Source organism: Aromatoleum evansii (assembly GCF_045689615.1).
GTDB classification, from domain to species: Bacteria; Pseudomonadota; Gammaproteobacteria; order Burkholderiales; family Rhodocyclaceae; genus Aromatoleum; species Aromatoleum evansii.
Window position 1 is genome coordinate 810522 of the sequence record NZ_CP141259.1, and the last position, 21209, is coordinate 831730.

27 protein-coding genes are annotated in these 21209 nt (G+C 67.7%); 17 read left to right on the top strand and 10 right to left on the bottom strand.

Going from position 1 to position 21209, the window contains the following annotated elements; genetic code table 11:
- The first annotated feature begins 14 nt into the window (after positions 1-14).
- The 10 genes from hisB to tatC all read left to right on the top strand — a co-directional run bounded on the left by hisB (position 15) and on the right by tatC (position 5530).
- Positions 15-602 (top strand): imidazoleglycerol-phosphate dehydratase HisB, encoded by a 588-nt coding sequence (hisB, locus tag U5817_RS03605; RefSeq protein ID WP_407279739.1) that lies wholly within the window; start codon positions 15-17, stop codon positions 600-602.
- A 54-nt stretch (positions 603-656) separates the two neighbouring features.
- Positions 657-1295, top strand: coding sequence for an imidazole glycerol phosphate synthase subunit HisH (hisH, locus tag U5817_RS03610; protein WP_407279740.1), 639 nt, complete (start codon positions 657-659; stop codon positions 1293-1295).
- 62 nt (positions 1296-1357) lie between these two features.
- Positions 1358-2107, top strand: coding sequence for a 1-(5-phosphoribosyl)-5-[(5-phosphoribosylamino)methylideneamino]imidazole-4-carboxamide isomerase (hisA, locus tag U5817_RS03615; RefSeq protein ID WP_169130091.1), 750 nt, complete (start codon positions 1358-1360; stop codon positions 2105-2107).
- Positions 2104-2865 carry an imidazole glycerol phosphate synthase subunit HisF gene (hisF, locus tag U5817_RS03620; protein WP_407281013.1) on the top strand — a complete coding sequence of 254 codons (762 nt, stop codon included), beginning with the start codon at positions 2104-2106 and terminating at the stop codon, positions 2863-2865. The genes hisA and hisF overlap by 4 nt, the downstream gene beginning before the upstream one ends.
- On the top strand, positions 2862-3263 hold the full coding sequence (hisI, locus tag U5817_RS03625) for a phosphoribosyl-AMP cyclohydrolase (RefSeq protein WP_169130095.1): 402 nt from the start codon (positions 2862-2864) through the stop codon (positions 3261-3263). The genes hisF and hisI overlap by 4 nt, the downstream gene beginning before the upstream one ends.
- Positions 3260-3586 carry a phosphoribosyl-ATP diphosphatase gene (locus U5817_RS03630; protein ID WP_169130097.1) on the top strand — a complete coding sequence of 109 codons (327 nt, stop codon included), beginning with the start codon at positions 3260-3262 and terminating at the stop codon, positions 3584-3586. The genes hisI and U5817_RS03630 overlap by 4 nt, the downstream gene beginning before the upstream one ends.
- Positions 3587-3593: 7 nt before the next feature.
- Positions 3594-3941 carry a histidine triad nucleotide-binding protein gene (locus tag U5817_RS03635; RefSeq protein WP_407279741.1) on the top strand — a complete coding sequence of 116 codons (348 nt, stop codon included), beginning with the start codon at positions 3594-3596 and terminating at the stop codon, positions 3939-3941.
- 10 nt (positions 3942-3951) lie between these two features.
- The gene (tatA, locus tag U5817_RS03640) at positions 3952-4176 is read left to right on the top strand and encodes a Sec-independent protein translocase subunit TatA (RefSeq protein ID WP_407279742.1); all 225 of its coding nucleotides are present in this window, start codon (positions 3952-3954) and stop codon (positions 4174-4176) included.
- A 104-nt stretch (positions 4177-4280) separates the two neighbouring features.
- Positions 4281-4772 carry a Sec-independent protein translocase protein TatB gene (tatB, locus tag U5817_RS03645; RefSeq protein ID WP_407279743.1) on the top strand — a complete coding sequence of 164 codons (492 nt, stop codon included), beginning with the start codon at positions 4281-4283 and terminating at the stop codon, positions 4770-4772.
- Entirely contained in the window at positions 4769-5530 is a 762-nt protein-coding gene (gene tatC, locus U5817_RS03650; RefSeq protein WP_407279744.1) for a twin-arginine translocase subunit TatC, read from the top strand. Before tatB ends, tatC begins: the two co-directional genes overlap by 4 nt.
- 21 nt (positions 5531-5551) lie before the next feature.
- Here tatC and U5817_RS03655 read toward each other — a convergent pair whose 3' ends face one another.
- Positions 5552-6715 (bottom strand): Do family serine endopeptidase, encoded by a 1164-nt coding sequence (locus tag U5817_RS03655; protein ID WP_407279746.1) that lies wholly within the window; start codon positions 6713-6715, stop codon positions 5552-5554.
- Positions 6716-6788: 73 nt separating this feature from the next.
- Between U5817_RS03655 and U5817_RS03660 the strand changes: the two genes are divergently transcribed.
- Positions 6789-7535 carry a Nif3-like dinuclear metal center hexameric protein gene (locus tag U5817_RS03660; RefSeq protein WP_407279747.1) on the top strand — a complete coding sequence of 249 codons (747 nt, stop codon included), beginning with the start codon at positions 6789-6791 and terminating at the stop codon, positions 7533-7535.
- A 42-nt stretch (positions 7536-7577) separates the two neighbouring features.
- On the opposite strand, the gene U5817_RS03665 is transcribed toward U5817_RS03660, so the two are convergent.
- Positions 7578-9443 carry a FimV family protein gene (locus U5817_RS03665; protein WP_407279749.1) on the bottom strand — a complete coding sequence of 622 codons (1866 nt, stop codon included), beginning with the start codon at positions 9441-9443 and terminating at the stop codon, positions 7578-7580.
- 270 nt (positions 9444-9713) lie between these two features.
- On the opposite strand from U5817_RS03665, the gene U5817_RS03670 reads away from it, so the two are divergent.
- The 5 genes from U5817_RS03670 to nifW all read left to right on the top strand — a co-directional run bounded on the left by U5817_RS03670 (position 9714) and on the right by nifW (position 14307).
- Positions 9714-10268: a DUF2889 domain-containing protein gene (locus U5817_RS03670; protein WP_407279750.1), complete on the top strand. Its 555-nt coding sequence runs from the start codon at positions 9714-9716 to the stop codon at positions 10266-10268.
- Positions 10269-10526: 258 nt separating this feature from the next.
- Positions 10527-11687 carry an ADP-forming succinate--CoA ligase subunit beta gene (sucC, locus tag U5817_RS03675; RefSeq protein ID WP_169132886.1) on the top strand — a complete coding sequence of 387 codons (1161 nt, stop codon included), beginning with the start codon at positions 10527-10529 and terminating at the stop codon, positions 11685-11687.
- 11 nt (positions 11688-11698) lie between these two features.
- Positions 11699-12592, top strand: coding sequence for a succinate--CoA ligase subunit alpha (sucD, locus tag U5817_RS03680; protein WP_407279751.1), 894 nt, complete (start codon positions 11699-11701; stop codon positions 12590-12592).
- Positions 12593-12847: 255 nt separating this feature from the next.
- On the top strand, positions 12848-13984 hold the full coding sequence (nifV, locus tag U5817_RS03685) for a homocitrate synthase (RefSeq protein WP_407279752.1): 1137 nt from the start codon (positions 12848-12850) through the stop codon (positions 13982-13984).
- The gene (nifW, locus tag U5817_RS03690) at positions 13981-14307 is read left to right on the top strand and encodes a nitrogenase-stabilizing/protective protein NifW (protein ID WP_407279753.1); all 327 of its coding nucleotides are present in this window, start codon (positions 13981-13983) and stop codon (positions 14305-14307) included. Before nifV ends, nifW begins: the two co-directional genes overlap by 4 nt.
- 152 nt (positions 14308-14459) lie before the next feature.
- On the opposite strand, the gene U5817_RS03695 is transcribed toward nifW, so the two are convergent.
- The 8 genes from U5817_RS03695 to U5817_RS03730 form a co-directional block, all read right to left on the bottom strand.
- On the bottom strand, positions 14460-14738 hold the full coding sequence (locus tag U5817_RS03695; RefSeq protein WP_407279754.1) for an RnfH family protein: 279 nt from the start codon (positions 14736-14738) through the stop codon (positions 14460-14462).
- 28 nt (positions 14739-14766) lie between these two features.
- Complete coding sequence (locus tag U5817_RS03700; RefSeq protein ID WP_169132881.1) at positions 14767-15450, bottom strand: electron transport complex subunit E; 684 nt, start codon at positions 15448-15450, stop codon at positions 14767-14769.
- Positions 15447-16094 carry an electron transport complex subunit RsxG gene (gene rsxG / locus U5817_RS03705; protein WP_407279755.1) on the bottom strand — a complete coding sequence of 216 codons (648 nt, stop codon included), beginning with the start codon at positions 16092-16094 and terminating at the stop codon, positions 15447-15449. The genes U5817_RS03700 and rsxG overlap by 4 nt, the downstream gene beginning before the upstream one ends.
- Positions 16091-17206 (bottom strand): RnfABCDGE type electron transport complex subunit D, encoded by a 1116-nt coding sequence (locus U5817_RS03710; protein WP_407279756.1) that lies wholly within the window; start codon positions 17204-17206, stop codon positions 16091-16093. Before U5817_RS03710 ends, rsxG begins: the two co-directional genes overlap by 4 nt.
- Complete coding sequence (gene rsxC, locus U5817_RS03715) at positions 17203-18723, bottom strand: electron transport complex subunit RsxC (RefSeq protein WP_407279757.1); 1521 nt, start codon at positions 18721-18723, stop codon at positions 17203-17205. Before rsxC ends, U5817_RS03710 begins: the two co-directional genes overlap by 4 nt.
- Before the next feature lie 16 nt (positions 18724-18739).
- Positions 18740-19267 carry an RnfABCDGE type electron transport complex subunit B gene (locus U5817_RS03720; protein WP_407279758.1) on the bottom strand — a complete coding sequence of 176 codons (528 nt, stop codon included), beginning with the start codon at positions 19265-19267 and terminating at the stop codon, positions 18740-18742.
- An 11-nt stretch (positions 19268-19278) separates the two neighbouring features.
- Positions 19279-19866: an electron transport complex subunit RsxA gene (rsxA, locus tag U5817_RS03725; protein ID WP_407279759.1), complete on the bottom strand. Its 588-nt coding sequence runs from the start codon at positions 19864-19866 to the stop codon at positions 19279-19281.
- Between the two features lie 207 nt (positions 19867-20073).
- The gene (locus U5817_RS03730; RefSeq protein WP_407279760.1) at positions 20074-20730 is read right to left on the bottom strand and encodes a hypothetical protein; all 657 of its coding nucleotides are present in this window, start codon (positions 20728-20730) and stop codon (positions 20074-20076) included.
- Positions 20731-20960: 230 nt separating this feature from the next.
- Here U5817_RS03730 and U5817_RS03735 point away from each other — a divergent pair, with 230 nt between their 5' ends.
- Complete coding sequence (locus U5817_RS03735; RefSeq protein WP_407279761.1) at positions 20961-21158, top strand: 4Fe-4S dicluster domain-containing protein; 198 nt, start codon at positions 20961-20963, stop codon at positions 21156-21158.
- Positions 21159-21209 lie beyond the last annotated feature (51 nt).

Here is a 21209-nt window from a genome sequence, read left to right on the forward strand (position 1 = left end):
CGAAGCAGAATCTCATGCGGCAAGCCGAAGTAACTCGCGACACCCTGGAAACCCGGATCACCGTCCGCATCGACCTGGACGGCAGCGGCAAGGCCAGTCTCGCCACTGGTGTGCCCTTCTTCGATCACATGCTCGACCAGATCGCCCGCCACGGTGCGATCGACCTCGACATCAAGGCGGAGGGCGACATCCACATCGACGACCATCACACCGTCGAGGACGTCGGCATAACCCTCGGGCAGGCCTTCGCGAAGGCGCTCGGCGACAAGAAAGGCATCTTCCGCTACGGCCACGCCTACGTGCCGCTCGACGAGGCGCTGTCGCGTGTCGTCGTGGACTTTTCCGGCCGCCCGGGACTGCACTACTTCGTGAACTACACGCGTGCGCGCATCGGCAACTTCGATGTCGACCTCGCGCGCGAATTCTTCCAGGGCTTCGTCAATCATGCCGGTGTGAGCCTGCATATCGACAACCTACGCGGCGACAACGCCCATCACCAGTGCGAAACCATCTTCAAGGCCTTCGGACGCGCCTTGCGCATGGCGGCCCAGCGCGACGAGCGCGCCGCCGGCGTGATCCCCTCGACCAAGGGCGCCCTCTGAGGTTCCGCCAGATTCCCCGCCAAACCTTCTGATTTTCCTGCGAGCGATTCCGCGATGAGCGACGTAGCCATCATCGACTACGGCATGGGCAACCTGCGTTCGGTTGCCAAGGCGGTCGAACACGTAGCGCCCGGCAAGACCGTGGTCGTGACCTCCGATCCCGCGGAGGTCACGGCGGCCGGCCGCGTGGTGTTTCCGGGGCAGGGCGCGATGCCCGACTGCATGCGCGAACTGGACCTGCGCGGACTGCGCGCGTCGGTGCTCGAGGCCGCCGCCTCCAAGCCCTTCCTCGGTATCTGCATCGGCGAGCAGATGCTGTTCGGACACAGCGAGGAGGGCGACGTGCCCGGCCTCGGCATCCTTCCCGGCAATGTCGTGCGCTTCCCCGATGCGAAGATGGTCGCGGCCGACGGCTCGCGCCTGAAGGTGCCGCACATGGGCTGGAACGAGGTGCGCCAGCGTATCGCGCACCCGTTGTGGGACGGCATTCCCGACGGCGAGCGCTTCTATTTCGTGCATAGCTATTTTGTTCGGCCCGACGAGCGCTCGCTGGTTGCGGCCGAAACCGATTACGGTTTGATGTTTACCAGTGCGGTAGCGCGGGATAACATCTTCGCGGTTCAGTTTCACCCCGAAAAGAGTGCGCAGGCTGGCCTGCGGATGCTTGCAAATTTCATTTCCTGGGCTCCCTGACGCGCGTCGTCCGGACCCGCCTGTAGCTTCCCTTCCACTCCTCAGATGCAACTCTTCCCCGTATGCTGCTGATTCCCGCTATCGATCTGAAGGACGGCCACTGCGTGCGCCTCAAGCAGGGCGAGATGGACGACGCCACCGTGTTCTCCGAAGATCCGGCCGCGATGGCCCGGCACTGGATAGATCTCGGTGCGCGCCGCCTGCACCTGGTCGACCTGAACGGCGCCTTTGCCGGCAAGCCGAAGAACGGCGCCGCGATCCGCGCGATCGCCGATGAAGTCGGTGACGACATCCCGGTGCAGCTCGGCGGCGGCATCCGCGATCTCGACACCATCGAGCACTACCTCGACAACGGCATCTCCTATGTCATCATCGGCACCGCCGCGGTGAAGAATCCGGGTTTCCTGCACGACGCGTGCGGTGCCTTCCCCGGGCACATCATCGTCGGTCTTGATGCCAAGGACGGCAAGGTCGCCGTCGACGGCTGGTCGAAGATGACGGGGCACGACGTCGTCGATCTGGCAAAGAAATACGAGGACTACGGCGTCGAAGCCGTGATCTACACCGACATCGGCCGCGACGGCATGCTCTCGGGCGTGAACATCGAGGCCACCGTGCGCCTCGCGCAGGCGCTGCGCATCCCGGTCATCGCCAGCGGCGGCATCGCCTCGCTCGCGGACATCGACGCGCTGTGCGCGGTCGAATCCGAAGGCATTACCGGAGCGATCACCGGGCGCGCGATCTACGAAGGCACGCTGGACTTCGCCGCGGCGCAGGCGCGCGCGGACGAACTCAGCGGCGAAACTGCCTGATGCTCGCCAAGCGCATCATCCCCTGCCTGGACGTTAATGCCGGGCGCGTGGTCAAGGGCGTCAATTTCGTCGAGTTGCGCGACGCCGGCGATCCGGTCGAGATCGCGCGTCGCTACGACGAGCAGGGCGCGGACGAGATCACCTTCCTCGACATCACCGCGAGCTCGGAGGCGCGCGATACCATCATTCACGTGGTCGAGCAGGTCGCCGAGCAGGTCTTCATCCCGCTGACGGTGGGTGGCGGCGTGCGCACGGTCGAGGATGTGCGGCGCCTGCTCAATGCCGGCGCCGACAAGGTCAGCATCAACACCGCGGCGGTGAACAATCCGCAGGTCGTCGCCGATGCGGCGGGCAAGGTCGGCAGCCAGTGCATCGTCGTTGCGATCGATGCCAAGCAGACGGCGCCGGGCAAGTGGCAGGTGTTCACGCACGGCGGGCGCAACAACACCGGACTCGACGCGATCGAGTGGGCGAAGAAGGTCGCGGCCCTCGGCGCCGGCGAGATCCTGCTCACCAGCATGGACCGCGACGGCACCAAGATCGGCTTCGATCTCGCCCTCACGCGCGCGGTGTCGGATGCCGTCCCAATCCCGGTGATCGCCAGCGGCGGCGTCGGCACGCTCGAGCATCTGGCCGAAGGCGTGTCGGAAGGCCGCGCCGACGCCGTGCTCGCCGCGAGCATCTTCCATTTTGGTCAGCATACGGTGCGTGAGGCGAAGGAGCTGATGCGCAGCCGCGGCATCGAGGTACGACTGTGAGCAACGCCCATTCCGCCCGCTGGCTCAGCGAGATCAACTGGGACGATCAGGGCCTCGTGCCGGTGATCGCGCAGGAGGCCTCGACCGGCGACGTGCTGATGTTCGCGTGGATGAACCGCGAGGCACTGCAGCGCACCGCCGAGACGGGCGAGGCGGTTTACTGGTCGCGCTCGCGCCGCAAGCTGTGGCACAAGGGCGAGGAATCCGGCCATGTGCAGAAGGTGCATGAGATCCGCATCGACTGCGACAACGACGTCGTGTTGCTCAAGATCGAACAGGTCGGCGGCATCGCCTGCCACACCGGCCGCCACAGCTGCTTTTTCCAGCGCTATCTGAGCGCGGGTTCGTGGGAGGCCGTGGACCCCGTGCTGAAGGATCCCAAGGATATCTACAAATGATCGACATCGAAGTGCTGCACCGCGTCGCCGCGACCCTCGCGGAGCGCAAGAAGGCCGACCCCGATTCCTCCTATGTGTCCAGCCTGTACGCCAAGGGCACCGACGCGATCTGCAAGAAGGTCGCCGAGGAAGCCGCCGAGACCATCATGGCGGCCAAGGACAAGGACATGCTGCACATCGTCTGGGAAGTCACCGACCTGTGGTTCCACTCGATGGTGCTGCTGTCGCATTTCGGCTTGTCGGTCGACGACGTCCTGGCCGAATTCCGTCGCCGCGAGGGTGTCTCAGGGATTGACGAGAAGAAGTCCCGCACGACGGCCTGAGGCGAGCATGAGCGACTGCATCTTCTGCCGGATCGCGGCCGGCGAGATTCCCGCGAAGAAACTGTACGAAGACGAGCACGTCCTCGCCTTCCACGACATCAACCCGGTCGCACCGGTGCACTTCCTCGTGATCCCGAAGCTGCATGTTCCGTCGATGGCAGAACTCGGGCCGGAACACGTCGAGGTGATGGGGCGGGTGATGACCACGGCGGCGCGGCTGGCGCGCGAGAACGGGTGCGGGGAGGGCTTCCGCACCATCATCAATACCGGAAGGGTGGGGCGGCAGGAAGTGTATCATCTGCATGTTCACGTCCTGGGTGGTCCGGAAGTGCTTCCGGCCATGTTGAAGCGTTAAGGAGAGCAGTATGGGTTCATTCAGCATCTGGCACTGGCTGATCGTCCTGGTGATCGTGGTTCTGGTGTTCGGCACCAAGAAGCTGCGCAACATCGGCCAGGATCTCGGCGGTGCGGTGAAGGGCTTCAAGGACGGCATGAAGGAGTCCGAGAAGTCCGAAGACGTGCAGCAGAAGATCGGCGGCGAGACCATCGACGCCCAGGCGCGCGAAAAGTCCGACAAGCTGCATTCCTGAGCCTGTCCGGGCGATGTCTGCGGCAAGGGGCGCGGCGTCAGTGCGCCCCTTCGTTTTGATGCCGTGGCAGTACGCATGATCCCGCCGGCAAAGGCACTTAAATCATGTTCGATCTAGGTTTTTCGGAACTCATCCTCATCGCCGTGGTGACGCTCGTCGTCGTCGGACCCGAGCGCCTGCCGAAGGTGGCGCGCACCGCGGGCCATCTCCTCGGCCGGCTGCAGCGTTACGTCAGCGACGTCAAGTCGGACATCCAGCGCGAGATGCAGCTCGAGGAGCTCAAGAAGTTGCAGCAGCAGGTCGAGCAGCAGGCGCGCGAACTCGAAACCTCGATGCGCGGCCAGGTCCAGAGCGTGGAGGCCGATCTCGCACAGACCGCGGCCGAGGCGAAGAGCGCATTGGACGCGCAGCCTGCGACCTCGGCTGCGTCGGTCGCGGCTCCCGTAGCCGAGGCCGTGCCCGCGCCCGTTGCGGCTGAGGGCGCGCTCCTTCCGGACGCGCCGCCCGGCGAGCCGGCCGTCGATAGCCGCCAGCTGGAGCTCGGTCTTGCCCCGGCTGCCGCGCCGCTCGCGAACACGTCCACGGATAAGGCATGAGCGCTGTGCAGGAAACCTTCATTTCGCATCTCGTCGAGTTGCGTGACCGCTTGTTGCGCGCGATGCTGGCCGTGCTCGTCGTGTTCCTGTGCCTGATGCCCTGGGCGGGTGACGTCTACGATCTGCTGGCACTGCCGATGATGAGGACGCTCCCCGAGGGCACGCACATGATCGCGACCGGCGTGGTCACGCCGTTCTTCGTGCCGGTGAAGGTGACGATGATGGCCGCCTTCGTGATCGCGCTGCCGATCGTCCTCTACCAGGCCTGGGCCTTCGTCGCGCCCGGGCTGTATGCGCACGAAAGGCGGATGGGGCTGCCGCTGGTGATGGGCAGCACGGTCCTGTTCCTGCTCGGGATGGCGTTTTGCTACTTCTTCGTGTTCGGCACCGTGTTCAGTTTCATCGCCGAGTTCGCGCCCAAGAGCATCACGCCGGCGCCGGACATCGAGCAGTACCTGTCCTTCGTGATGACCATGTTCATTGCCTTCGGCCTGACCTTCGAGGTCCCGGTAGCGGTGATCCTGCTTGCAAAAACGGGCGTGGTCAGCGTCGACAAGCTGGTCGCGGCGCGTCCCTACGTGATCGTCGGCGCCTTCGTCATCGCCGCGATCATCACGCCCCCGGACGTGGTGTCGCAGCTGCTGCTGGCGATCCCGATGTGCCTGCTTTACGAGGCGGGGGTGATCATCGCACGGATCATCGTCAAGGACCGGCTCGACGGCGGCGAGCAGGCGATCGAGCGCATCGAGGGGAGCTGAGCGGCGCGCGGTCGGCGGCGTTCAGCGCTGCAGCGAAGGCGCCGGGCGGCGCCCGATTTCCACCTTCAACTCGACCTCGGCGTCGGCGCGGCGCACGCGGAAGTTCGCGCTGTGACCGGGCATCAGGCCAGCGACCATTTCCAGCATGCCCTTCGGGTCATGCACCGGCTTGCCGTCGACGCCGATCAGGATGTCGCCCGGACGGATGCCGGCCTGCTCGGCCGGGCTGTCCCGCAGCACGCCCGCGATGAGGGCGCCTTCGGTGCCCGCAAAGCCGAAGGATTCGGCGAGTTCGGGCGTGATTTCCTGGATCTCGACCCCGATCCAGCCGCGTGTGACCTGGCCTGTCGCGATGATCTGCTCCAGCACGCTGCGCGCGGTCGACACCGGGATCGCGAAACCGATGCCGAGCGAGCCGCCCGAGCGCGAGTAGATCGCCGTGTTGATGCCGACGAGGTTGCCCTGGCTGTCGACCAGTGCGCCGCCCGAATTGCCCGGGTTGATCGCCGCGTCGGTCTGGATGTAGTTTTCGAAGGTGTTGATGCCGAGCTGGCTGCGCCCGAGCGCCGACACGATGCCCATGGTGACGGTCTGGCCTACGCCGAAGGGGTTGCCGATGGCGAGCACGACGTCGCCGACCTGCAGTGCATCCTGCTGCGCGAAGGTGATGGCCGGCAGCTTGCCGTTGCCCTGGAGGCGGAGCACCGCGAGGTCGGTCTCGGGGTCGCGGCCGACCAGGCGCGCGGGGAACTTGCGGCCATCGTTGAGCGCGATCTCGATCTCGTCAGCGCCTTCGATGACGTGGTTGTTGGTCAGGACGAGGCCATCGGCACTCGCGATGACCCCCGAGCCGAGTCCGGATGCGCGCTGCGCCGGCGCATTGTCCCGCCGCTCTCCGAAGAAATGGCGGAAGATGGGGTCGTCGAGCAGCGGGTGGCGCGGGCGGGCGATGTCCTTGGCGGTGTAGATATGGACCACGGCCGGCATCGAGCGCCGTGCCGCATCGGCGTAGGAGTTGGGCGCCGGGGCGGGTGCCTGCGAATCGTTGCCGGGGGCTTCGAGGATGGAGACGACCGCTGCCGGAGCAGCGTTCTTGAACCATTCCGGCTTCAGGGTATTCAGTACAAACAGGACCGCGACGCTCACCGTCACGGCCTGAGCGAAGATCAGCCACAGGCGGCGCATAATGTTGCTCGAATTGGGCGAGCGCTCGATGTCGCGTTCGCCATGAGGCCCGGAATACAGGAGTGGAGACCGAATGCAACTCGCCGAACTGCAAGCCCATCTGGATGAACTGCTGGAAGTCCCTCGGTTCCGGGATTATTCCCCAAACGGCCTGCAAGTGGAAGGACGCGCCGAGGTGCATCGCGTGCTGTGCGGCGTCACCGCGAGCCAGGCGCTGCTCGACCTCGCGGTGGAGGACGGGGTCGATGCCGTCATCGTGCATCACGGCTGGTTCTGGCGCGGCGAGGACGGGCGCATCACGGGCATCCGCAAGCGCCGCATCGCGAGCCTCCTGCGCAATGACATCAGCCTGCTCGCGTATCACCTGCCGCTCGACGCCCACCCACAGCTCGGCAACAACGCGCAGCTGGCGGCCGTCGCGGGCTGGGTCGGCGAGGGGCGGTTCGGCGAACAGGATCTCGCGTGGATCGGCCGGCCCGAACAGCCGGGTACCGCCGAGCAGGTCGCGCGTTCGCTTGCCGCCCGGCTCGGGCGCGAGCCGCTGCTGGTGGGGGACGGGGTCCGGTCAGTGAGCCGCGTCGCGTGGTGTACCGGCGGCGCGCAGGGCTATTTCGAACAGGCGATCGCGGCAGGCGCGGATCTTTACGTGTCGGGGGAGATTTCCGAGCAGACGGTGCATCTCGCGCGCGAATCGGGCGTGCCCTACCTCGCCGCGGGGCATCATGCGACCGAGCGTTACGGGATCCATGCGCTGGCGCAATATCTGCAACAGACCTTTGGTATCGAGGCGCGCTTCGTCGATCTCGACAATCCGGTCTGAGCGTCTGACGCCGCGCGTGGCCTCGGCACGCGCCCCGGCCGCTCAGGCGGGCTGGGGCGGGGTCTCGCGGGAGGGATCGCCGTCCGCCGGCAGAAGCGGTGCGGTGGCGGGACGGTAGGGCCCGAGCTGGTCATCGAGGATCGCCTCGAGCAGCAGGATCTCGTCGATGACGCTGAGGGGGAAGCCTTCGCGCGTGCCGTCGCGATTGTCGCGCAGCAGGTGCTCGAGGTAGGCCTGGCATTCGGGCGTGCCCCACATCTGCTGGACATTCTTCGTCACGTGCGCCATCTGTTCCATCGAGTTGGTCGCCGCGCGCGCCTCGTCGAAGCTCTCCCAGGTGACGGCCTTGACGTTGAAGGTCTTGTTGAGCTGTTTGGCTAGGGCGTCGAATTCCGCGCGCAGGTCGGCGGCCCGATACACTTCCATGAGCTTGAGCCAGGGCGTGACGGCCTTCTTCGGATTGGAGGCGATGAATTCGGCCAGCGTGTCGGCCGCGCCGCGAATGCGTCCGAAGCCCATCATGATCTCGGCGAGTTCGATCGCCGATTCGTGTTCTTCGGCGGATTCCTCGTCCGTGATAGGGGCGATCGGGGCTATGGGGTCGATCGACGCGATCGGAGCGAGCGAGATGGGGTGAGCGAAGGCGTCCTCTTCCGTGTCCCAGCCCAGTGGCGCGCGCTCGGGCGGGCGCCGGGCCGGCGCAGGATCGGGCGCGAGGTCGGATGTCAGGTCCGGCCGCTCGGACGCGGGCGCTGCGGTGCTGACGGGGGCGGGGCTGGCCGGGGCCGGGCGTGCGATCGGCTCCGTCCGCGCGACGGATGGGCGGCCAGGCGCTTTCTGTCTGGCCGCCGCGGGCCGGGGTTTCGTTTCCTCGTCCTGCGCGGGCGGCGCCTTCTCGCGGCGCTTGCGGATCCAGGCGAGGGCGGCGGCGAGCGCCAGCGACACGAACCCGACCGTCAGCGTGCCCTGTTTCCAGGCTTCGGCGACGCTGTGATCGGGCTCGAGCGGTTCGACCTTCGGTGCGGGCTGCTCCTCCGTTGCGGCGGGGAGCGGGATGGGGGCGGGGCCGGCGGCCGGGGTGCGGATGTGTTCGGCCATCAGGCGGGCCTGCGCCGCTTCGAGTTGCCGGATGCGCTCGTTCAGCTCGAGCTGGGCAACGATGGTCCGGTCGATCGCCATGATGACGGACTGCTCGCGGCGCAACTGCTCCCGCTGGGCTTCCGTCGTGGCGTCGATGCGCGCGACGCTGCCGAGCTGGGTGCTCAGGCGCAGGCCGGCACCGGGAACCTCGGATTCTCCGCCGCCGAGTTCCAGTCGGTCGCCGCCTCGGGCGGCCGGGGCTGTGGCGCGCGGGGGCGCTGCGGATGCGGTGGCCGGGGCGTCGCCGGCGGCAATGGTGCGACGGCTCGGCCGTGCCCGGCGCGGCGCTTCCTGGGCAGGGGCCTCGGCCAGCGTTTCGCCCGATCTCGCCTGGGGCTGCGCCCCTGCGGATTCGGTCGCTGCGGCGGTGTCGTCGGGGAAGGCCAGGAGCACGGTGTATTCGCGGCGCAGGCGGCTGTCGCAGATGTCTTCGATGGCGAACCGCAGCGCGGGGTCGAAGCTGGGCAGGCGGTGCGAGAGCACGAGCCGGACGTTGGGCGCGCGTCCGGCGAGCTCGATACGGGCGTTGCGTACCCGCGGCAGGCCGTCGGACGCTGCTGACGGGGTTGCAGGACGCAGGCACTCGGCGACTTGTGCAAGCTCGCCCTGGAGGACGGGGATCTCGACCCTGAGGGGTTCGCCGATCCTGGATAGCGGCACGGGTTCGCCGAGAACGAAGGCGCCGGACGGCGTCGGCGCGAGCGCGAGCAGCGCCCCCAGGAGCAGGGGCGTAGGATTCCTTGGTTGCAGGCGCTGCTTTTTTGTCATCGTCCGTTCGTACTTTGGCCAGGGCCCGGGCGTAAACCGATATCTTGTATCAAATCTTTGCGGAGCATTGTAACGAATTTGCATTCCCGCTGCCTGCAAAAACAGTGGATTGTAACGCCGCGGTATGACGTCCGGAAATTTCGGCACCCCGCCGGCGGACAGGCGGGTGGTGCCACGCCGGGTGGGTTGCCCGCGACGGGCGGCCTGTGCACGCGGACATCGTCGCGATTCGCGGTAACATGCGGTTTTCCATACGTTGCCGTACGTCCGATGCCGCTCTCTCCTCCCAAGTGCGCACGCAGTCCGGCGCATCTGCGCCAGATCTCGATCGAGGGCTTCCGCCGCGACGATGGTCTGCTGGAGCTCGAGGCCTGCCTGCGCGACACGAAGTCGGTCGATTACCCGCTCGCGTCCGGCGTGCGCCGTGCGGGCGACCCCGTGCACGAGATGCGGGTGCGGATCACGATCGACGAGGGGTTCAACATCGTCGATGCCGAGGCGTGTTCCGACCGTGTGCCCTATGCGGGCGAATGCGACACGATCGGGCCCGCCTACGGGCGGCTCGTCGGGCTGAACCTGATCCGCGGTTTCCGCCGCAACGTCGGGGAGATGTTCGCCGACGTGCGCGGCTGCTCGCATATCACCGAGATGTTGATGAGCCTGCCGACGGCGGCCATACAGACCTTTGCGACCTTCCGGCGCGACAACGAGGACACGGTCGAGAAGCCGTTCCAGCTCGACAAGTGCCATGCGCTCGAGAGTTCGCGCGAGACGGTGCGGCTGTACTACCCGAAGTGGTACCGCAAGCCCGCGGGCGAGGCGTAGACGCGACCCCGCGCGAGGGCGGAAAGTTCGCCCCGGGCTCGCGATTCTGCACTGCGCAATTGCGGTTATAATCCTGCGATCTTGCGACCTTCGTTCCTGTTAGGGGCGGGTCAAGAGATCGGACCGGGCGACATTCGACCGGTCGGCAGCGGTATGCGTCGGTCGAGGGAGACGGCGTATGTCGTGGAGCGATGCTCCGAAGCGTCCCATCAACCTGCGCGGCGCGCCTTGCGTCGCGGCTTCGATCGAAGGGCAACCATGAAGATTCATGAGTATCAGGCAAAAGAACTACTAAGGAAGTATGGCGTCGTGACGCCGCGCGGTTTCCATACCGTGTCGGTGGATGGTGCGGTGAAGGCCGCCGAGGAGCTGGGCGGCAAGGTCTGGGTCGTGAAGGCGCAGATCCACGCCGGTGGCCGCGGCAAGGGCGGCGGCGTGAAGCTCGCGCGCTCGCTGGACGAAGTGCGCCAGTACGCGAACGACATCCTCGGCATGCAGCTGATCACGCACCAGACCGGGCCCGAAGGCCAGAAGGTGCGCAACCTGCTGATCGAGGAAGGCGCCGACATCAAGAAGGAATACTACGTTGCTGCGCTGACCGACCGCGCCACGCAGAAGGTCGCCATGATGGCCTCCTCCGAAGGCGGCATGGACATCGAGGAAGTCGCGCACAGCACGCCTGAGAAGATCCTCAAGGAATTCGTGGACCCGCTGGTCGGCCTGACGGACGCGCAGGCCGAGAACCTGGCGCGCGGCATCGGCGTGCCGGAAGCTTCCGTCGCGAAGGCGGTGGATACGCTGAAGCGCCTGTACACCTGCTACATGGAAACCGATGCCTCGCTGGCGGAAATCAACCCGCTGATCCTGGAAGGCAACGGCAACATCAAGGCGCTCGACGCCAAGTTCAACTTCGATTCGAACGCGCTCTACCGTCACCCGGAAATCGTCGATTTCCGTGACTTCGACGAGGAAGACGCCGACGAGATCGAAGCGTCGAAGTTCGACCTCGCCTACATCTCGCTCGACGGCAACATCGGCTGCCTGGTGAACGGCGCCGGTCTGGCGATGGCCACGATGGACACGATCAAGCTGTTCGGCGCCGAGCCGGCCAACTTCCTCGACGTCGGCGGCGGCGCGACGACCGAGAAGGTCACCGAAGCGTTCAAGATCATGCTCAAGAACCCGAAGGTCAAGGGCATCCTGGTGAACATCTTCGGCGGCATCATGAAGTGCGACACCATCGCCACCGGCGTGGTCGCGGCTGCCAAGGAAGTCAATCTCTCCGTCCCGCTCGTGGTGCGCATGAAGGGCACCAACGAGGACCTCGGCAAGAAGATCCTCGCCGAGTCGGGCCTGCCGATCATCTCCGCCGACACGATGGCGGAAGCTGCGACCAAGATCGTCGCGGCGGTCAAGTAAGGAGAGTTTGAATGTCCATCCTGATCAACAAAGACACCAAGATCATCACCCAGGGCATCACGGGCAAGACCGGCCAGTTCCATACCGAGAAGTGCATCGAGTACGCGAACGGCAAGAACTGCTTCGTGGCCGGCGTGAACCCGAAGAAGGCCGGCGAGAAGATTTTCGACGTGCCCATCTACGCTTCGGTGAAGGAAGCCGCTGCCGACACCGGCGCGACCGTCTCCGTGATCTACGTTCCGCCGGCAGGCGCTGCCGACGCGATCTGGGAAGCCTGCGAGGCCGACCTGGATCTGGCGATCTGCATCACGGAAGGCATCCCCGTCCGCGACATGCTGATCGTGCGCAACAAGATGAAGCAGAAGGTTGCCAAGGGCGGCAAGGAAACCCTGCTGCTGGGGCCGAACTGCCCGGGCCTGATCACGCCCGACGAAGTCAAGATCGGCATCATGCCGGGGCACATCCACCGCAAGGGCCGCATCGGCGTCGTGTCGCGTTCGGGCACGCTGACCTATGAAGCCGTGGCACAGCTGACCGAAATCGGCCTGGGCCAGTCGTCGGCGGTCGGTATCGGCGGCGACCCGATCAACGGTCTGAAGCACATCGACGTGATGCGCATGTTCAACGACGATCCGGACACCGACGCGGTGATCATGATCGGCGAGATCGGCGGTCCGGACGAAGCCGAAGCGGCAATGTGGTGCAAGGCCAACATGAAGAAGCCGATCGTCGGCTTCATCGCCGGCGTGACCGCGCCGGCCGGCAAGCGCATGGGCCACGCCGGTGCGCTGATCTCGGGTGGTGCCGACACCGCCGACGCCAAGCTCGCCATCATGGAAGAGTGCGGCTTCAAGGTGACGCGCAACCCGTCCGAGATGGGCAAGCTGCTGAAGGCGATGCTGTAAGCGTCCTTTCTTCCGCTGCACCGAAAAGCGCCGGCTGGTCCGGCGCTTTTTTCGTCTACGGGCACCCCGCGTGACGGGGAGTGTGTCGGGATTCCGCCAATTGTCGCGTTTGTCGCGGTGGCGACGAGGGAGGCCGCACAAAGGGGGGCGCGCAAGCCCGCGTGTGGCGTGGCTTCCAAGAACGTGCGGGAGCCGGGTTGCAGGTGGCATCGTCCTTGCGAATCGGAGGCATTGAGCCTCGGAGAACGATGCATCATGGTGACGATCAACGACACGACCTTGCGTGACGGCGAGCAGACCGCCGGGGTCGCCTTCACCGCCGACGAGAAGCTGGCGATCGCGCAGGCGCTGGCGGCGGCCGGGGTGCGCGAGATGGAGATCGGCGTGCCCGCGATGGGGGAGGTCGAACGCGCGGTGATCCGCGCGATCGTCGCGTTGAAGTTGCCGGCGCGGCTGATGGTGTGGTGCCGCCTGTGCGTGGCGGACCTCGATGCCGCGGCCGACTGCGGGGCCGATATCGTGCATCTGGCGCTGCCGGTGTCGGACCAGCAGATCGAGCGCAAGCTGGGGCGGAGCCGCGACTGGGCGTTGGCGCAGCTGCGCGATACCTTGCGCGCGGCGCGCGAGCGCGGGCTGGTGGTGTCGCTCGGGGGCGAAGATGCGTCGCGCGCGGATCCCGATTTCCTGTGCCGAGTGCTGGAGACTGCGCAGGCGGCCGGTGCGGTGCGCTTCCGCTACGCGGACACGCTGGGGGTGCTCGATCCGTTCTCGACCCATGCGGCAATTGCACGGCTGCGGGCCGCGAGCGACCTGGACATCGAGATGCATGCGCATGACGATCTGGGGCTCGCGACCGCGAACACGCTGGCGGCGGTGACGGCCGGTGCGACGCACATCAGCACGACGGTCAACGGTCTCGGGGAGCGGGCCGGCAATGCGCCGCTCGAGGAAGCGGTGATGGGCCTGCGCCACCTGCATGGCATCGAGTCGGGCATCGACACGCGGCAGCTGCCGGTGATCTCCGAGCTGGTCGCGGAGGCGTCGGGACGGCCGGTGGCGGCGAACAAGCCGATCGTCGGCGGCTGGGTGTTCACGCACGAGGCGGGTATCCACGTCGATGGCTTGGTGAAGGACGCGGGCAATTACCAGAGCTTCGATCCGGCCGAGGTCGGGCGCAGCCATCGCCTGGTGCTGGGCAAGCATTCGGGCGCGGCGTCGGTCGTGAATGCGTGCCGCGAGTTGGGGCTGGAGGTCGATGCGGTGACGGCGCGCCTTGTGCTCGAGCGCGTGCGCGAGCATGCGATGCGGACCAAGAGTAGTCCCGATCTGCGCGAGTTGATGCGCTTCCACCGTGAATGCCGTGCACTGCTGACCGAAGGAGTGATGCCGTGAATACCCTTGTCGAAGATCTGAAGCATCTCGAAAGCGCGGAGGATTTCCTCAATTACTTCGCGATCCCCTACGACGTCGCGGTCGTGCAGGTGAGCCGTCTGCACATCCTGAAGCGCTTCCAGCAGTATCTGGCGCACGTGGGCGGGGTCGAGAGCCTGCCTGCCGCATCGGCGTTTGCCGCCTGTCGCGCGCTGCTCGCGCGGGCGCACAACGATTTCGTCGCGTCGAGCGGCATCGAACAGAAGGTGTTCAAGGTGTTCCAGACGGCGCAGGGCGAGCACCGCGTTGCGATCGACGGGCTGCGGCGCAAGGCCGGGTTCTGAGGGGGCGCACCGAGGCGGGCGCATTCCGTGGGAGCGGCTTCAGCCGCGAATCGGCCGCGCCACTCGCGACACCGCCGATTCGCGGCTGAAGCCGCTCCCACAGTGCCACGTGCCCGATGCGGACGCACGGGCAACAGCCACCGCACGCAGGTTCAATCCTCGTCGCCCTCGCCGAGATCGCGGCGTGGGACGGTCTGCGGGTCGCAGGTGATCGGGCGGTAGATCTCGACGCGGTCGCCGGCGCGCAGCGGGGCGTCGAGCTTCACGAGCCTGCTGAACACGCCGATCTTCTGCGTGGCGAGGTCGATGTGCGGAAACTGCCGCAGGATGCCGGAGCGCTCGATGGCGTCGCGGACGGTCGCCTGGTCGGGGACGTCGATGGTGACCCAGGCCTGCCGGCCCGGTTCGGTGTAGGCAACGCCGACTTGCATGGGGGCTCTCCTTCGCTGGTCGTTCCGCTCACGCCGACGCCGGGCCGGGGACGGAGCAGTGGGATTCGCTGGCGCGCGCGGTCTGCCGGTGCTTCAGCTCCCACGCGCGCTTGCCCGCGAGCAGGAAGCCGAGCACGGCGAAGCCGCCGGGGGGCAGGATCATCAGCAGGGCGCCGTTCCACGCGCCGATCTTCATCTCGAGGAAGGCGAAGTGGCTGCCGAGGAGCGCGCTGGCCTGCGCGAACACGGTGGCGCTGCCGAGGATCTCGCGGATCAGGCCGATGACGGTGAGCGCGCAGGTGAAGCCGAGGCCCATCGCGAGGCCGTCGATCGCGGACGCGGCGACCGTGTTGCGCACCGCGAAGGCTTCGGCGCGGCCGAGGATCGCGCAGTTGACGACGATGAGCGCGATGAAGAGGCCGAGCACCTTGTAGAGTTCGTGCAGCCAGGCGTTGAGGACGAGGTCGATGATCGTGACGAGGGTCGCGATGAGGACGACGAACACGGGGATGCGCACCTGTGCGCTGACCGCATGGCGGATCGAGGCGACGAGGATGTTGGAGACGATCAGTACCGCGGTGGTCGCGAGGCCCATGCCGAGGCCGTTGGTGGCCGAGGTCGTGACGGCCATCGCCGGGCACATCGCGAGGAGTTGGGCGAAGACGACGTTGTTGTCCCACAGGCCGTCGCGCATCAGTTTGGCGGCGTTCATGGCTGCGCTCCGAGGATTTCGTTGCGATGGGCGGCGAAGTAGTCGAGGCCGCCCTTGACGGCCTTGACCACTGCGCGCGGCGTGATGGTGGCGCCGGCGAAGCTGTCGTAGATGCCGCCGTCCTTGCGGACGGCCCATTGTTCGGCTGCGGGGTCGCCGAGCGAATGGCCGTTGAAGCTCGTGATCCACGGATTGCGGGCGATCTCGATCTTGTCGCCGAGGCCGGGCGTTTCGGTGTGCTTGAGGACGCGCACGCCCAGCACCCTGCCCGCGGGATCGACGGCCATCAGCAGGCGGATCTCGCCCGCGTAACCGCGCTCGGAGACGTTGAAGACGGCGCCGGTGACGACGCCGGCCTTGCGTGCGATGTGGATCCTGCGGGCGCTGCCGGCGGCGGGGCCGGGGAGTTCGAGGACGTCCTTGAGCAGGTCGTTGTCGGTGCTGCCGGCAGGCAGGACCTGCGCGAGCGTCATCTGCGTGTCGTGCGCCTCGGCGGCGGCGATGGGCGCGCGCGTCGCATTGCTGGCGAGCGTGAGCGCGGTGCCGGCGACGAGGGCGACGCCGCCGAGCAGCAGCGGCTGGTAGGCGAGCCGGTCGCGCAGTGCGTCGAGCGAGAAGCCGGGGGATTGCTCGGTGCCCATCATGCGCCTCCGGTGTTGTCGATCGGGGTCGGTTCGAGCGCGCGTCCGTCGCGCCGACGGCCGAGGATGCGCGGGCGGCAGTAGCGGTCGATCACCGGGGTCAGCGCGTTCATCAGCAGCACGGCGAAGGCCATGCCCTCCGGGTAGCCGCCCCAGCTGCGGATGATCCAGGTGAGGATGCCGATGCCGAAGCCGAAGATGAGCTGGCCCGCCGGGGTGTTGGGCGAGGTGACGTAGTCGGTGGCGATGAAGAAGGCGCCGAGGAGTGCCGCGCCCGAGAGGAGGTGCTGGGTGGCGGAGAGGTAGCGTGCCGGATCCGCGGCATGCCCGATGAGGGCGGGCAGGGCGATGCCGGCGAGCACGGCCGCCGGGATATGCCAGCGGATGATGCCACTGGCGAGGAGGTAGAGCCCGCCGGCGAGCACCAGGAGGGTGCCGGTTTCGCCGAGGCTGCCGGTGCGCATGCCGGCCCAGTCGAAGAGTGCCTGCGGGCCGCGGGCGAGGGCTTGCGGGAGTTCGATGCCGCGCGCGAGCTCGGTCTTGCTGTGGCCGAGCAGCGATGCGGAGGTGACGGCGTCGGGGTGGGCGGGCGCTTCAGCGGTGATGCGCAGGCTGTCGATGAAGCCGGGGGCGCCTGCCGAGAACAGCGGCTGCGGGACGACCCACTGCGTCATCACGACGGGGAAGGAGACGAGGAGGGCGACGCGCGCGACCATCGCCGGGTTGAAGAGGTTCTGGCCGAGGCCGCCGAAGACCTGCTTGCCGACGACGATGGCGATGAAGCCGCCGAGGAGGCCGATCCAGGCCGGCGCCCAGGGCGGCAGCGACAGCGCGAGGAGCCAGCCGGTGAGCAGCGCCGAGCCGTCGCCGAGGCTGCTCTTGCGGCCCATCAGGCGTTCGCAGAAGCGCTCGGCGATGAGGCTGGCGCCGATGGTGACGGCGAAGAGGTTGATCGCCGGCCAGCCGAACAGCCAGAAGCCGAACAGCGTCGCGGGGGCGAGTGCGAGCATCACGCGCCGCATGACCTGCGCGATGGTCATGCCTCCGTGGGCGTGGGGCGAGGCGGCGAGGGCGGGCAGGGCGCCGTCGTCGGCGGAGGCGGGAACGGGGCTCATGCCGGGGCTCCTTCGGAGTTGGATGCCGCGCTCTCGGCGGCTTCGCGGGCCTTCTGTGCCTTGCGCTCGGCGGCGCGGCGGGCGGCGGCCTCGGCCTTCTCGCGCGCTTCGCGTTCGAGGCGCTCGCTGCGCGCTTCGGCCATCCGGCGCGTCGCGTCCGCGCGCTTCTTGTCGCGCTCGTGCGTGGCGAGTTCGCCCTTCGCATGGTTGAAGGCCTGTACCAGCGGGATGCGCGCGGGGCACACGTAGGCGCAGCAGCCGCAGCCGATGCAGTCGTGCAGGCCGAGGGCGACGGCGGCTTCGAGCGCGGCGTTGGCGATGCGGGCGTTCATTTCCAGCGGCAGCAGGCCGACCGGGCAGGCCCGGGTGCAGCTGCCGCAGCGGATGCACGGGCCGGGCTCGTCGCGCGCGACTTCGCCGGCGGACAGCGCGAGGATGCCGCTGCAGCCCTTGACGACGGGCACCTTGGCGGAGGGCAGGACGAGGCCCATCATCGGGCCGCCCATGACGAGGCGCGCGGGTTCGCCGCGCACCCCGCCGGCGAAGGCGAGGAGGTCTTCGACGAGGGTGCCGATCGGAACCTCGTAGTTGCCCGGCTGGGCGAGGGCTTCGCCGTTGAGTGTCATCAGGCGGCTCACCAGCGGGCGGCCGAGGTCGATGGCCTGGTGGATCGCGAAGGCCGTGCCGACGTTGTGCACGAGCACGCCGACGTCGGCCGCGCGCGACTCGGCCGGCACCTCGATGCCGGTGAGCTCGATGATGAGCTGGCGATCGGAGCCCATCGGGTAGCGTGCGGGGACGACGCACACCTGCACGTCGGCGTGGCCTTCTGCGGCGGCGCGCATCGCGGCGATCGCCTCCGGTTTGTTGTCCTCGATACCGATGCGCACTTCGCGCGCGCCGGTGGCGTGGCGCATCAGCACCGCGCCGCGGATGACGCCCCCGGCGCGTTCGCGCATCAGGCGGTCGTCACACGACAGGTAGGGTTCGCACTCGCTGCCGTTGAGGATCAGCGTGCGGATGCGCGAGCGGTGGCCGAGGCCGAGCTTCACCGAGGCGGGGAAGGTCGCGCCGCCCAGGCCGACGATGCCGGCTTCGGCGACGCGGCGTGCGAGTTCCTCGGGCGCGTGGGCGAGCGGATCGGCAATGCCTTCGAGGGGCGCCCAGCGGTCTTCCATGTCGCTGCGCAGCGTGATCGCCATCATCTCGAGGCCCGAGGGGTGCGGCGCGGTGATCGGCCCGATCGCGACGACTTCGCCGGAGGTCGGCGCGTGCACCGGCGCGGAGATGTTGCCCTTGGCGGTCGCGACGCACTCGCCCTTGAGGACTTTCTGGCCGATCCGCACGATGGGCTCGGCCGCGGCGCCGACGTGCTGCGACAGCGGCAGGTACAGGAGCGGCGGGAGCGGCAGGCTGCGGATCGGCGCTTCCGAGGCCGGGCGCTTGCGCTCGTCCGGATGCACGCCCCAGGGTTCGCTGCGGGCGAGGTGGCGGAAGATCTTGTCGAAGAATCCCATGATGTGCGTTCCGGGTTCAGGCGCGGGCTGGGTTGGGCCACACCCAGTGCTGCAGCGTGAGCGGGACCGGCTTCAGGCCGATGGCTTCGGTCGGACAGCGTTCGACGCAGTTGCCGCAGCCGGTGCAGGCCTCGTGCAGCACTGCGTGGATCTGCTTGGCGCCGCCGAGGATCGCGTCGGTCGGACAGGCCTTGATGCAGCGGCAGCAGCCGATGCAGATGTCTTCGGTGACGACGGCGAGCTGCGGGCCGGCATCGGCGACCGCCGAGAGGTCGATGTCGAGTCCCAGCCTGGCGGCGATGCCTTGCGCGAGCGCCTTGCCGCCGGGCGGGCAGCAGGTGGCGGGCGCCTCGCCGCCGGCGATGGCCGCCGCGGCGCCGGCACAGCCGGGGAAGCCGCACTGGCCGCAGTTGGAACCGGGCATCAGCGCCTCGACTTCGGCGACGACGGGGTTGCCTTCGACGTGGAAACGGCGGCTCGCGACACCGAGCAGCACGCCCAGAACGGCGCCGAGGACGGTGAGACTGGAGACGGCAACGAGCATGGTGACGCTCCTCAGGAGATCAGGCCGGAAAAGCCCATGAAGGCGAGGCTCAGCAGGCTGATGGTGATGAATGCGGACGGCGCGCCGTCGAACGCGGCGGGCACGCGGGCGAGCGCGAGGCGTTCGCGCAGGCCGGCGAAGACCAGCAGGACCAGCGTGAAGCCGAGCGCCGAGCCGAAGCCGTACAGCACGCTCTTCATGAAGCCGAGGCTCTGCTGCACGTTGAGCAGGGCGAGTCCGAGCACGGCGCAGTTGGTCGTGATGAGCGGGAGGTAGATGCCCAGGCTCTGGTACAGCGCGGGGCTGGTCTTCTTGATGACCATCTCGACGAACTGCACCGCGGCGGCGATCACGAGGATGAAGCACAGGATGCGCAGGAAGCCGAGCGCGAAGGGGGCGAGCAGCCAGCGGTCGAGCATCCAGCACAGCGCCGACGCCAGCGTGATGACGAAGGTGGTCGCGAGCCCCATGCCGAGGGCGGCGTCCATGCTCTTGGAGACGCCCATCACGGGGCACAGGCCGAGGAACTTGACCAGCACCACGTTGTTCACGAGGGCGGTCGAGAGCAGCAGCAACAGGATTTCGGTCGTGGCAGTCATGGCTTGCGCAGTGTCTCGGTCGCGGCAGGGGCCGCTACGAGGGCGCTAGTGCATGGAGCGTGCCACGGACTCCGTTGCGGGGTGAAAGTCTCGCGGATTCAGCGATTTGCGGCGCTGCCCAGGCGCTCTCGCGTGCAGGCGGGACGCCGGGACAGTCCGGACAAAGTCGACGCCGCTGTCGTCTTTGCGACAGTCCGTCGGGCGTGCTCAGCGGGCGGCGAGGACGATGTCGAAGGTGGCCGCGGCGGGGGTTCCGGCTCTTGCCGGGGCGACGTCGACGCTCAGCGCCTCGCGCTCGGGCGGGGCGTAGCCGTTGCCTTCGCGGTTGTTGCCGCGGAAGTACATCTGCGTGATGAATTCCGACCGCCCCGGCTGCGCGACGCGGAAGTGGATGTGCGGCGGGCGCGAACCGTAGTTGCCGGGCAGGACCGTGAGGAAGCTGTAGCGGCCCTGGGCGTCGGTGATCGTGCGGCCGAAGCCCTGGAAAGCGGGGTCGCGCGTGCGCGGATCGACGCCGGGGTGGCGATAGCGACCGCGCGTGTCGGCCTGCCAGATCTCGACGGCGGCGTCGGCGACCGGCTTGCCGGTGGTATCGCGCACGGCGCCGCTGACGCGCAGCAGCGTACCTTCGACGCTGCCGCCCGGTCCGCCTGCGAGCTTCGTCAGGTCGGCGTCGATGTCGCCGTTCCAGTCGAGCGGATAGAAGGGGCCGATGTCGTCCTCGGGCGTGGGGCGCAGTGCGGCCGCTCCGGCCGGGACCGTGGTTGCGGCCAGCCCCAGCGGAAGGAAGGGCAGGCCGCCCAGCCAGCGCAGGATGCGGCGGCGGAGCGTGTCGGAGTTCGGGGGGCGGGTGGGGTTGCGCATGGTCTCGTCTTCTCGGGGCGGGCGAATGTTCGATGGTTTTGATGTCGGCGGGTTCCGTGCGACGTGGCGCTTCGCATGTCACAAACCCTACATTCGCAACGCGGCGCACGAAGATTCGTGCCGGTCATGTTGTTATTTGTTTTCAATGGCTTGGGTAGATATTTCGCGCTTGGCACCGTCCTTGCGATAAACCTCGTGACCCGATCCACCCTGTCATGAAGGAGCCCACCATGGCCATGAAGATCATCGCCGACGAATGCACTGCCTGCGGCGACTGCAAGCCCGCCTGCCCGACCAAGTCGATCACCGAGAAGGGCGGCGTCTTTCGCATCACCGTCGACACCTGTACGGAATGCGACGGCGATGCCGATTCGCCGCAATGCCTGGCGGTGTGCCCGGCCGGCGATAACTGCATCGTCTATCTGTGATGCGCGTGCAAACCGCGGCCGGGCGCGCGTCGCCTGGCCATCCGGGAACGA